We start from the raw sequence: 11,306 nt of genomic DNA, 5'->3' as shown, positions 1-11,306 counted from the left end.
TTAGAGGCATTCGACGCGGCACTGGTGCCCGCAGCACTTTGAGCCGTGACACTAAAGGTATACGCCGTGCCATTAGTCAGCCCCAAGACTGTTAATGGTGAACCTGTACCACTCGCTGTCAAACCGCCTGGGCTTGAGGTCACTGTATAACCAGTAATCGCGACACCGCCATTGCTAGCTGGAGCGCTGAAGCTGACATTCGCCTGAGTATCACCTGCAGTAGCTGTAACTATAGTTGGCGCGCCTGCCACCACAGCATTGACAGAGAAACTCTGGCTCACTTGCGCTGCTGGTAGATAAGCACTGTTACCAGCTTGATTGGCATTAACGGTACAGGTGCCTGTGGTGACAAAGCTCAAGGTGCCGCCACTGGTAATGGTACAAACACCTGCAGTGGAGGAACTAAAAGTGGGTGTCAAACCAGACGTAGCCGTAGTACTTAATGTTGGCGCAGCACCAAAATTTTGAGCGCCAGGGTTTGCAAAGGTAATAGTTTGCGCAGCCTTGGGCGTAACACTGTTTGATGCCGCTGAAGACGAGCCTGTACCTACTCCATTAGTCGCAGTCACTGAAAAGGTATAGGCAACTCCATTGGTTAATCCCGTCACTGAAATTGGTGAGCCTGCACCTGTACCCGTGAAAGCACCGAGGCTGGAGGTTACCGTATAAGCCGTAATCGCCGAACCACCATTGTCAGCAGGCGCAGCAAAGGTGATGCTGACTTGAGCATTACCGGCTGTAGCGGTACCAATGATAGGCGCACCGGGAACGACCGGATTCACAGTAAACGATTGTGTCACTGTAGTAGCTGCATTAGTGGCAATATCACCTGACTGATCTGTATCTATGGTACAGGAGCCAGTTGACACAAAGGTCAGGGTTCCACCGCTCGTAATTGTACAAACCGCTGGTGTCGATGAACTAAAACTGACGGTTAACGATGAATCTGATGTTGCAGTTAACGTCGGGCTAGTGCCGAAATTTTGTGCACCCGGATTAGCAAAGGTAATTGTCTGGTTAACTTTGGGTATCACTGAATTTGAAACACCTGATGCAGAGCTTGTTCCAATGGCGTTAGTTGCCGTCACAGTAAAGGTGTAAGCCGTACCATTCGTTAGGCCAGTTACCGTTATCGGAGAAGTTGTAAATCCATTACCACCAGCACTAATGCCACCAGGGTTAGATGTCACTGTATAACCCGTTATGACAGAGCCGCCATTATTTGCTGGTGCGCTAAAAGCCACGGAGGCTTGCCCAATACCTGCCGTTGCAGCGCCAATAGCAGGAGCATATGGGGCTGTCGGGATAGCCACAGTATGAGTTGAGCCGCTGGTATAGGCAGCAGGGCCAGCGTTACCCGCTGCATCACTAATATTGGTAGAGCCATTCAAGTTTAGCTTAATAGTACCGTTACCCGTAATACCGCTCACTCTCACCGTCAAGCTGGAGCCTGAACTCGCGGAGACGCTGACTATAGTGCCAGTCGCGCCACCAGTAGTGTCAAGAGCGAAGTCATCGGTAGAAATGTTGTTGACTGATTCGCTGAAGTCAACGGTGAAATCAACAATGGTATCTGTTGATACTGCACCACCCGCAGGTGCGGTGCTCGTCACAGAGGGCACAAGGCCGTCCACTACCAGCGCTTTATTATTGCCCAGTGAATTAGCTGCGCCAGGGGAAGCCAATGTGAGGGCCGCATTGTTAGTAGCGGCATCGCGGATGGTTCCGCTATTCAATGCCAAGGAGTTAGTGGCGACATAATCTAGGTCACTGGACGTATCGCCGGACTGAATGGTGTAGTTGAATGTCAGCGTACTGGAACCACTACCACTTGCGTAGTCAATCGTTCTATCCGTTGTACCCGTATCCAGCGTTAGTTGCGGGGTACCGGTGACAGTCACGGCTTCATTAAAATTCACCTGGATACTAATGATATCGCCCAGTTTGTAAGTGCCGTTCGCGGTGCTGGCATTAACAGATGACACTGTCGGGGCCACGCCATCGATGACGATATTTTTATTCGCCCCCAAAGAGTTTGCGGTACCGGGAGAAGGCAAGGTCAAGGTGGCGTTGTTATTTGCCGCATCGCGAATAGTGCCGCTATTTAGCATCAGCGAATTGGTCGCAACATAATCTAAATCGGCCGAAGTATCGCCAGACTGAACTGTGTAACTGAATGTCAACGTACTGGAGTTACTACCACTGGTGTAGTTAATGGTGCGATCAGTGGTGCCTGTTTCTAGTGTGAGTTGAGGTGTGCCAGTAACCAATACTGCTTCATCAAAATTCACCTGAACACTAATAACGTCCCCGACTTTGTAAGTACCGTTTGCAGTGCTGGCTGTGATAGAACTTACCGTAGGGGCAACAGAATCGGTAACAAATGCACCCGTTGCGTTATACCCGATACCGCTGCTAGTACCTGTTAACATGGAGGAATTAGTCTGGCTATCGTTGACTGTCGTACCGCTGGCTTCATTCAGCTTCCAATACCCCAGCAGGCCGGATTCATTGCCTACCAACTCGATACTGCGGTTATTTTGAATCTGCACTTGCGTGCGCGCACTACTCCACATACGTATATCATCGATACCACCGACGAAATCATCTACCGCTCCGTGGTTCTGCATACCAAACAACAGATTGGTCACTCCAAATCCAGTATAATTAGGAACGCTACTACGGGCGCCTTGATCTAAAACGTTTATTCCCTGTGCGACGCCATCAACATAAAAATCCCAAGTTCCATTATCAAATACAACTGCAATGTGATACCAGGTTCCTGTGCTTAACGACAACACATTACTTTCTGTCAGGCAACCAAAATCACACTCAAGATCGACAGTTAGTTTACTTGAGTTCAATATGAGGCCACCGGCATCGGCACCGCCAGTGAAATCCACTAAATTGATAGTCCCACTGACGTTAGTAAATTTGGCCCAAAACTCCAGTGTAAATGTTGTTCGATTAGATAGCGCAGATCCCGCATTTGCCAGCGTTACGGTATCACCAGTTGTAAAGTCAAAAGAACGGTTTTGTGCACTAGCATGGAGGGAGGTCATCGCAAAAAAACTGCCAACAATGAATATTTTCCAATAAGAATGCCAGAATCTAGTCGTAATACTCTTAAAAGCATGAATTATTTTATAGGCATGTTGCAGCATGACATATCCCCTAAATTAGCTTGTTTTAAATACAAGTAGCGCACAATCCCTGCGCGCATTTTCACTTACAGATTTAAATCACATTGTTTCAGATTTAATTACGAGGCGGGAAAAGCCCCTCAAGAGCAATAATGAAATTAACAACTTGGTAAGGTTGCACGATATGCACTGGCATATTATTACCGGCAATACCAGTATTTCCATTTACGTTAACCGTTGTGGTGGCAGTCGCAGGCGACAGTGTGGTGTCTGGTGCAGTAGAGCTAAAAGCATTAAGAGCAGTTAGCCCACTAACCACTTTGGCGGGTACCGTGGTTGGCCCTGGAGTAGCGGTATTACCGTTAGCGGAGGAAGCTCCAAATGCAACGCTCGTATTTCCTGTTCCATTTAGTGCTACGGAATGAACATGCGCGGGTAATTCATTGGCAGTCAATGTCACATTTTCAGTCCCCCCCGTTTGTCCCAGGTTATATTGACTCATGCCAGGGCTTTGGCCTTGATGCACAGGAACACGGCCTTGCAGGTTTGGCAAACCGAAAGTGTTAGTACCATTCCCCCCATAAGTAGTACCTATTATTGCAAACAAAGCCTGATTGCTTTGAATGGACAATAATTGCCCGTTGCAAAAAGCCCAACCACGGGGTGCAAAATTGCCCGCAAACATAATAATTTCACCAATAAATGGATCTGCCATAGTCTCTCTCCTTAGATTATATCGATTAAGCTAATTTAACTTTATTGACTTTAGGATCTATGGACTTCCGATACTTCATTCACATAATCAGTTAACGAGGCTTATCGACAGCGAGTCCCTTGCTGCTTACTACTAGCAATCATTCAAATAACAATGAAAATACTAATATATAAAAATTAATAATTACAATTACTTAAATTAATTAAAATTGATAATACTGCTGGCATTTACAAGACTGCCTTTAATCTTATTTATCGAGCTTGCGTACGACAATATGCGCTCTCGCCATTGCCACAATATAGTTTCATGGGTTTGTGAAATACTGTGGATGATAAAACCTTGTTGTAGGTAAAGCGCTTTCGCTCTTGGATTATCCAATGCTACCGACAAACGAATATCAGCTTTTTGCGCTATCGCATCTTGTTTGAGCGCCTCTAAGACAGCAGTCCCTAAGCCTTTACTGCGTATTTCTGGCGCTAATACCAAATCCACAAGGTGCAAGTATTCTTGGTTAACCGCCAACGTCAGCTTACCAATCACTTCAGATTGTTGGCACAAGATATAATCCTTTGCATTAGGATAATGGCTTTTGTAAGAAATTTGTTGCAGTTGATATTGCTGCTGCAGCAGCATATCAACTGTCATTTGGGGTAACCCAAGTTGATAAAAGTCGCTGCGAGTTGAATAAAAAAGCTCGGCCATAATAATGGCATCACGATCACTGGCGTGGCGTATACTTATTCCAAATAATGAATTTAACTGGCTTAACATTAATATGCCCTGACATAAGGCAACGTGAGCAACGATTTATTATTTGTGAAATGTCCACGAGGAAGTGGTGAAAATAAACAGATATCCATATCTTGAGGGTCCATAAATATTAAAAACTCTTATCAAGACTAGTATAAAATCAGATAAGCACAAGTCATGATAACAAGTGATTATTAAATTTTTTTCGATAAAGGATTATTTAATGTTTGACTGGAATGCCATAGATACCGTGCTGCTCGATATGGATGGTACGCTGTTAGATTTACACTTTGATAACCATTTTTGGTTACAAGTTGTACCGCAGCAATTGAGCCTAAAACGTAACATTAGCGTTGACGTTGCTAATTTACTCGTCAAACAGGCTTATCTCGATGTGGCGGGAACCTTAGATTGGTATTGCCTTGATTACTGGCAAGGTTATTTAAACCTCGATATATTGGCATTACATCATGCATCTGCAGATAGAATCAGACTCCGTCAGGACAGCATGCCTTTTTTACGTGCTTTAGCAGGAGCAAGTAAGCAGCGTATATTGTTTACTAATGCACACCCGCAAAGTTTAGCGCTTAAGTTAATCCATACCAACTTAGACCAAGGTTTAGACCTGATGCTGTCTAGCCATGAAAGCGGTTATCCCAAAGAACATCCGCAATTTTGGCAATATGCATTTGATAAATTTAACTTAAATCCATCGCGGTGTTTATTTATTGATGACAGCGAAGTGATTTTAGCTGCATCGAAAAAAGCAGGCGTGGGTTATCAACTCGGAATTAGCAATCCAGACAGCCAGAAACCTCATATTGATTTTACTGACTTTCCTGCGATTACTGATTACCAATTATTATCATCGGCACTTTTATTGCTATAGCCCGCAATAACTTTGAATCATCATCATATAAAAGCTGAGTTCTCTCAAAGTCGGTTTATAAACCAAATGTATAGATGACTTATCATTGATATAAAAAAACGCCTTGATAGTGATATCAAGACGTGAGTTTTTCATTACTCAAAACATTACAAACCAGGCACAACACCTTGATAGTTTATAGGATAATATCCTTGGCTATCTTGTCGGCCTAAGAATGATAACGCTTCACGTAAATCTTTAGGTTGGGCATCTGTCGGTTTAATTTTAGCACTGACTTTAACCAAGTTTGACTCGCCTAAAATAGCGCTCCCAGTTAAGCCTAATACGTTTTGGGTTTCATCTGTGGCTATTTTTAACTGGCCATCAAGACAACTCAATCCTAATGAGATGTTACCCAAAGGGTAAACACCATATTGATTTTTAACGTTGGTGTTATTTAAAAATAATTTACCGCTTAATTGCTCACACCATGGCTTACCTTGCTCTAAGATTTCAACCATTAAGCTTACATCGCCATCAATTTGGGTTTTAAATGGTAAACGAGCGCCTGCGAGTAAAAAACTATCCGGCAGGTCAAAACGAATATTGTTTGCTCTCAGTCCAGAAAATGACCAACTAATACTGCCTTTACCGCTCACTGGCGTAGCACGATTGCCGATTTTAAAATCAATATCAGCTTTACCAACTAATAATCCCCAAGGACTTAATTGCCAACTGACTTGCTCTATCTGGCGCTGGTCGATGGTAACTAAGGACGCTTGCCCTTGCCAAAGAGTACCTTCTGCACCACTGATGGCAACATTATTGGATAACGGAGCAATACTGACTAACCAGTTTGCTGGTAAATAAACCAATAAAAACACTAGGTAAATAATGACGCCAATGACTATTTTTGAAAATAAACTCACAAAGAACCCTTACTGAGAAAGCTGAATACGTCTTACTTTTACAAAGCCAGCAACGTCTGATTCCGTTAAATCAACACTGTCTAACGTTAACCCTTTTTGCTCGACTAAGTCATGTAAGTAACCCAGTAGCGCATCAAATGGTACATCATCCATCCATAGCTGGATCTTATCGCCTTGCGGCTGCATACGCGTGATCTCTAATTTATATAATCCAGCGGTTTGATTAACAATGGAACTTAAACTTCCGCGAACTTTCGCTTGTGCACCCGCTTGTTTCAGACCAGCAATTTTATTGGCCGTTTGTTTTACATAATTTAACGTTTGTTGAGCGGCGCTATTATTGCGCTCTGCTGTTTCTTGGGCATTGGAAATCGGTGTCCAAATGCCCCAATAAAAAATACCGACCACCAGTATTGCGGCACAAAAACCAACCAGCTGTTGCTCTCTAATGGCTAAACTTTGCCACCAACTACGCATATTTTCCATGTTATTTAATCCTTAACGTCAGCGTACTGGTAACGCTTTCTTCGTTACTGTTCATGGCTCCACCTTCGAGGAGGTAGTCTTTCATGACAATCTCTTTAAACTTATCGATTTGAGCATAATTTTTTGCAGTCACTTGCATCCGTAATTCATTACGATTGGCTTCATAACGCAAAGTATTGGGTTTTAATTCTGGCACCTTGCTAAATGCAGGCTTTAATCCATCTAGCATTTCAAAAAATACTGCACCACCGCCTTGGCCTTGCATGCTGCGCAATTCACTGCCCATTTGTGAGCGCATATTAACGATACGATTAACCCCAGGGACAGATTGTTTAAAAAGCATTTCGCTTTGAGCTTCTATCTCAGCGGTATGCTTATTAAGTTGATGAATAGCTAAACCTTTATTCGTCAATGCTAAAACAATCGCCACCACCACCACAATCGCAGTATTTTTCCAGGTTAATAGCTGTTTGCTGTACTCACTTTTAGGTTTATAAATACCACTTAATAAGTTGATTGGCGCATTTAAGATGCCCTTGGCTAATATCATCATGGGTAAATCTAAAGGCTTGGCTTCAACTGTAACGCCAACAAAATCAATATCATCACTATAACCCGCTACCAAAAGAGGATCTGCATCGGTGTGGTTTAGCATCGTTTGAGCTAATAACTGCGGTAATGCAAATTCAGCCCATGCTTTAGGTACGCTAACACCGCCGCCTTCTGAAGTTCTGATTAAATATTCACTACCAACACTCATTGCTGCCCAACGACATTGATCTAACGGTAATGCTAAACAATCTGGCACGATGCGTTTCACTTTCAAGCCTGCATCATACAACCATTGAAGCCATGTTTGCATTTGCTCATGCGCAACCGCAGCCACATTGAGTAGTTCACCTTCACGAGGGCCCACCACAAAGTGCATGTTATCGACATTAGTCGCTAATGATTCCTCAAGCATGTAAGGCAATGCCTTTAATGCTTGGCGTTGACCTTTTTCGGGTAACATAATTTGTGTCAATGCCATGTTGGCCGCAGGCACAAGTACATCAACAGGACGATTACCCGCGCGATCAGCTAAAGTGCTGAGACTTGCAGCATCAGATAACTCACCAGAAGCGATAATTTCTTGCTCTTGTTCAGACCATACCAGCCATGAACATGGGTGTTCTGATGTTTTTCCTAACCGGATAAATAGCCGTTCAGACACTGTTATTCTCCACCGATCTCAATACGTATTGTTACGCAATGAATTTGTTATTATTGTTGACCACCGTACTGCCTAGTGAGCACATCTAAATCTTTACCATTGCGCTTAAGTACGCTTTCCATTCTAAATATTGCATTATCGACTTTGGCGCCAGCTTTTAATAAAAAATACTTGCTATCGACCACAAAACTCGACTTTACGTTCGCTTCTGATTTGATGCCACTCAGAGACGAACTTTCCCAAAAGTCATCAATTTTTTCATATCCATCAGCTGGGCGATTATTAATAATATTTTCAGCTTCACTGACTGAAATTTGATTTTCCAACATCCCGGCGAGTAAAGCGGCTTGCTCAACTTTAATGGTGTTCACATTCAATAACTGGGTATCTTCGCCCGGTATTGCACACACATAAGGCAAAATGTTCAGATAAACATTTTGGCTAAAGCCCATTACAGCACGTAGCTCACTTCGATGTTGCATCAAGGTATTGGCTGCACGATATGGCACATTACGCGACTCATATTCGGCATCCTCAGCCCCGTATGGGCCAGATAACGTATCTTCGTCAATATAGTCTTTTAGAGTATACGTCAGCTGCTCTGCACCAAACTCATCGACACCTAAACTGATCAGTAACGATTGGAACTGTTTAGCGGCTACGGTCATTTTGGGCTGACCATTGTCATTCTCTTTTGATGCTTGCCCAACGGCATTAATGTTAAAACATGCCCGCATATCTTGTATTTCACCGACGATTTCACCATATTCAGCCGGAAATGCCACATTCGCTAGCGCCCAGTACTGTTGTAAATGTACTGTACCTTCTGAATCTTCAAAATCTTGCTTGAGCACTTTCATCGCCAACTCTTCGGCAGAAAGCGCATACCAATAGGCCTGATCATATTGGGCTAAATTAAGCGTTCGGCGCATAGAAAGCTGATTACGACTGGTAATATTGGTCGCGATAATCACTACCATAGCCACAATCAACATAACCACGATGAGCGCCACACCACGCTGCTTTTGGCCACCCATTATGAGTTTTTCCCATTATCTATTTTAGGATCAGTTTCGCTATTATTGTCTTCTTTATTATTTGAATCGTTAGGATCGTCTTTATCAGACTTAATCGCTGGTGCACCTTTGGGCAATAAAAATCGACGCTGGATTTTACCTAAACCTTCTAATTCTATTTCCATCGCAATCCCTTTTGGCATTACGCTTCCATCAACTTGTTTCTGCCATTTATCATCAATATAAAATGAATACTCAATTGATAACACATGATCAATGACCACACTTTTTAGTGGCTCTGCACCCGATACGGGTTCAGGATAAGGATAATACCAGCGCTCTAGACGACCATTTTGAACTACATAGGCAACCGACTGTAAACTGCCTCTGGGTAACATGCCATCAGGGTTTAACCAGCCTAAACGGTAAAATACCAATGCTTGGGTTTCTGAGTCGAGAATATTGTCACCAACTTGGAAAAATCGATTGTTACGTTCGCCTTCAAATGATCGCGGTGTACGCGCCACCATTTGGCCCAGATCACGTTCTAGCGCGCCAAAACCTTGCTGTAATGACTTAAGTCGAGTCGCAAACTCTTGGGTCACTTCATCATTTTTCATCACCGCCGACAATACCGAGTTAGCCGCAATCCCCAGCATGGCAAATATCGCAATCGCAATAAGCATTTCCAGTAACGTAAAGCCGCTTGAATGCTTAGGCTTTGTTATGTACATAACTACTCACCTGGGCAACAACACGCTTAAATTTATCATCGTCACTGACGCTAATACGGATCATTCTGAACTTATCATCTGTCGTTTTAATCACTTCTTGACGCCAATACCATTCACGGCCTGCAAGTTCTGACTGACCGGTTTTTTGGCCAATGTCTGGAAAAGTACCTGGTAATCGCACATCAACCATTTGGTTACTGGCCACCCATTGGGCTAACGTACGCTCTTCTAAAATGGGCATATTCGCCATTTGTTCACCCAAACTTTTGGTGACCGATACTGCTGCAATAGAAAACACTGCTAAGGCAACAATAACTTCAAGTAATGTCATACCACGGTTTCGAGTCGATAAACGCTTATGACTTAGGTTTAGCGGGCGTCGATATGCTGTGAATTTACTCATCTACACGCCCTAATGTTAAGCGGCCTAACGCATCACCAACAACCAGTACATTAACGGGCTGAAGGTCATCATTAACCGTATTAAAACCTAGCTCAAAGGGGGTCATCTCACCGCTGGGAAATAATAAAATTTGCGGTTCAGGGTGTTTCTTTTTTTCTTCTTCGCTCGGTTCATCGATAAAAGGTTCATCAAACCACGACTCATCTTGCTCGTCTTCTTGAACTAATGGCATGCCATCAATCACCACATCTAAGGTAATACCGGCCTCCATTTTTTTAGCCGATAACAGCCGGTCTTGATCAACAGGCATCCATTTGCCTTCTTTGTAGAACACAAACTGATATTGATCTTCGTCAATCACAATCCCAATAAACTGGCCACTTAATACGCTTTCATCTAGCACCATCTCGGTGGCAGACATAAAACGTTGCGCCTGTTTTTTGAGCATTTGTTCCGGTCCAGCAACACTAATCGATAAGGTTACCGCTGAGGCAACCAAACCCATTAGCAATGCCACAATTAACACTTCTAATAAAGTGAAACCGGCTTGACGATGTTGAGCCATTTTATTGAAAATCTTGTAAATTCCAGCTTCCGATATCATCTTCAGAACCTGGCTGTCCATCTGGGCCAGCACTGAAAATATCAATTTTGCCATTTTCACCAGGGCTTAAAAGTAAATAGTCATTGCGCCATGGATCTTGTGGTAAACGCTTAACATAGCCACCTTCGCGGAAATTACGCGGCTCTGGCGACGAGCTAGGCTTTTGCACTAAAGCATCAAGCCCTTGCTCTGTTGTTGGGTAAATACTGTTATCTAACTTGTACATATCCAATGCATTTTCTAGCGCAACAATATCTGACACCGCTTTTTGTTGATCTGCTTTATCTTTGTTCCCCATCAAATTCGGCACAACCATTGACGCTAAAATACCTAAAATAACAATCACCACCATTACTTCGAGTAAGGTGAAACCACGTTGTTTATTATTATGTTGCATTGATTACTTCCTCTAAAAATTGTCTATATATTCATGCGTAAAATCGGT

The 11,306-nt window shown here is 43.3% G+C and carries 12 protein-coding genes; 1 reads left to right on the top strand and 11 read right to left on the bottom strand.

Annotated elements, in window-relative coordinates; genetic code table 11:
* The 3 genes from H5164_RS20100 to H5164_RS18140 form a co-directional block, all read right to left on the bottom strand.
* The coding region (locus tag H5164_RS20100) for a fibronectin type III domain-containing protein (RefSeq protein ID WP_259396864.1) at positions 1-3,164 on the bottom strand (3,164 nt) is incomplete at its 3' end.
* 94 nt (positions 3,165-3,258) lie between these two features.
* Positions 3,259-3,858, bottom strand: coding sequence for a phage tail protein (locus H5164_RS18145; protein WP_182757250.1), 600 nt, complete (start codon positions 3,856-3,858; stop codon positions 3,259-3,261).
* A 198-nt stretch (positions 3,859-4,056) separates the two neighbouring features.
* Positions 4,057-4,629 (bottom strand): GNAT family N-acetyltransferase, encoded by a 573-nt coding sequence (locus H5164_RS18140; protein ID WP_182757249.1) that lies wholly within the window; start codon positions 4,627-4,629, stop codon positions 4,057-4,059.
* 202 nt (positions 4,630-4,831) lie between these two features.
* On the opposite strand from H5164_RS18140, the gene yrfG reads away from it, so the two are divergent.
* A complete protein-coding gene (gene yrfG / locus H5164_RS18135; protein WP_182757248.1) occupies positions 4,832-5,497 on the top strand; it encodes a GMP/IMP nucleotidase in 666 nt (221 codons plus the stop codon).
* Positions 5,498-5,643: 146 nt separating this feature from the next.
* On the opposite strand, the gene H5164_RS18130 is transcribed toward yrfG, so the two are convergent.
* Genes H5164_RS18130 through gspG form a run of 8 tightly spaced genes read right to left on the bottom strand, consistent with a single transcriptional unit; the run spans position 5,644 to position 11,258 of the window.
* Positions 5,644-6,405, bottom strand: coding sequence for a type II secretion system protein N (locus tag H5164_RS18130; protein WP_182757247.1), 762 nt, complete (start codon positions 6,403-6,405; stop codon positions 5,644-5,646).
* Between the two features lie 9 nt (positions 6,406-6,414).
* The gene (locus tag H5164_RS18125) at positions 6,415-6,891 is read right to left on the bottom strand and encodes a type II secretion system protein M (RefSeq protein ID WP_124017718.1); all 477 of its coding nucleotides are present in this window, start codon (positions 6,889-6,891) and stop codon (positions 6,415-6,417) included.
* A 1-nt stretch (position 6,892) separates the two neighbouring features.
* Positions 6,893-8,104: a type II secretion system protein GspL gene (gene gspL / locus H5164_RS18120; RefSeq protein WP_182757246.1), complete on the bottom strand. Its 1,212-nt coding sequence runs from the start codon at positions 8,102-8,104 to the stop codon at positions 6,893-6,895.
* A gap of 50 nt (positions 8,105-8,154) precedes the next feature.
* A complete protein-coding gene (gene gspK / locus H5164_RS18115) occupies positions 8,155-9,141 on the bottom strand; it encodes a type II secretion system minor pseudopilin GspK (protein WP_124017720.1) in 987 nt (328 codons plus the stop codon).
* Positions 9,141-9,854, bottom strand: a complete 714-nt coding sequence (gspJ, locus tag H5164_RS18110) for a type II secretion system minor pseudopilin GspJ (protein ID WP_124017721.1) — start codon at positions 9,852-9,854, stop codon at positions 9,141-9,143. Before gspJ ends, gspK begins: the two co-directional genes overlap by 1 nt.
* A complete protein-coding gene (gspI, locus tag H5164_RS18105; protein ID WP_259395689.1) occupies positions 9,835-10,257 on the bottom strand; it encodes a type II secretion system minor pseudopilin GspI in 423 nt (140 codons plus the stop codon). The genes gspJ and gspI overlap by 20 nt, the downstream gene beginning before the upstream one ends.
* Positions 10,250-10,822, bottom strand: a complete 573-nt coding sequence (gene gspH, locus H5164_RS18100) for a type II secretion system minor pseudopilin GspH (RefSeq protein WP_124017722.1) — start codon at positions 10,820-10,822, stop codon at positions 10,250-10,252. The genes gspI and gspH overlap by 8 nt, the downstream gene beginning before the upstream one ends.
* A gap of 1 nt (position 10,823) precedes the next feature.
* Positions 10,824-11,258, bottom strand: coding sequence for a type II secretion system major pseudopilin GspG (gene gspG, locus H5164_RS18095; RefSeq protein ID WP_124017723.1), 435 nt, complete (start codon positions 11,256-11,258; stop codon positions 10,824-10,826).
* Positions 11,259-11,306: the final 48 nt, after the last annotated feature.

Source organism: Shewanella sp. SG41-3 (assembly GCF_014164545.1).
GTDB lineage: Bacteria > Pseudomonadota > Gammaproteobacteria > Enterobacterales > Shewanellaceae > Shewanella > Shewanella vesiculosa.
Note: the sequence above shows the minus strand (reverse complement) of the source record. Positions and strands in the feature narration are given on the sequence as shown.

What these genes read in the sequence shown, in the direction of transcription:
- gspH (WP_124017722.1), bottom strand. Translation starts at nt 10,822, where the DNA reads ATGGCTCAACATCGTCAAGCCGGTTTCACTTTATTAGAAGTGTTAATT.
- H5164_RS18140 (WP_182757249.1), bottom strand. Translation starts at nt 4,629, where the DNA reads ATGTTAAGCCAGTTAAATTCATTATTTGGAATAAGTATACGCCACGCC.
- H5164_RS18145 (WP_182757250.1), bottom strand. Translation starts at nt 3,858, where the DNA reads ATGGCAGATCCATTTATTGGTGAAATTATTATGTTTGCGGGCAATTTT.
- gspK (WP_124017720.1), bottom strand. Translation starts at nt 9,141, where the DNA reads ATGGGTGGCCAAAAGCAGCGTGGTGTGGCGCTCATCGTGGTTATGTTG.
- gspI (WP_259395689.1), bottom strand. Translation starts at nt 10,257, where the DNA reads ATGAGTAAATTCACAGCATATCGACGCCCGCTAAACCTAAGTCATAAG.
- yrfG (WP_182757248.1), top strand. Translation starts at nt 4,832, where the DNA reads ATGTTTGACTGGAATGCCATAGATACCGTGCTGCTCGATATGGATGGT.
- gspG (WP_124017723.1), bottom strand. Translation starts at nt 11,258, where the DNA reads ATGCAACATAATAATAAACAACGTGGTTTCACCTTACTCGAAGTAATG.
- gspJ (WP_124017721.1), bottom strand. Translation starts at nt 9,854, where the DNA reads ATGTACATAACAAAGCCTAAGCATTCAAGCGGCTTTACGTTACTGGAA.
- H5164_RS18125 (WP_124017718.1), bottom strand. Translation starts at nt 6,891, where the DNA reads ATGGAAAATATGCGTAGTTGGTGGCAAAGTTTAGCCATTAGAGAGCAA.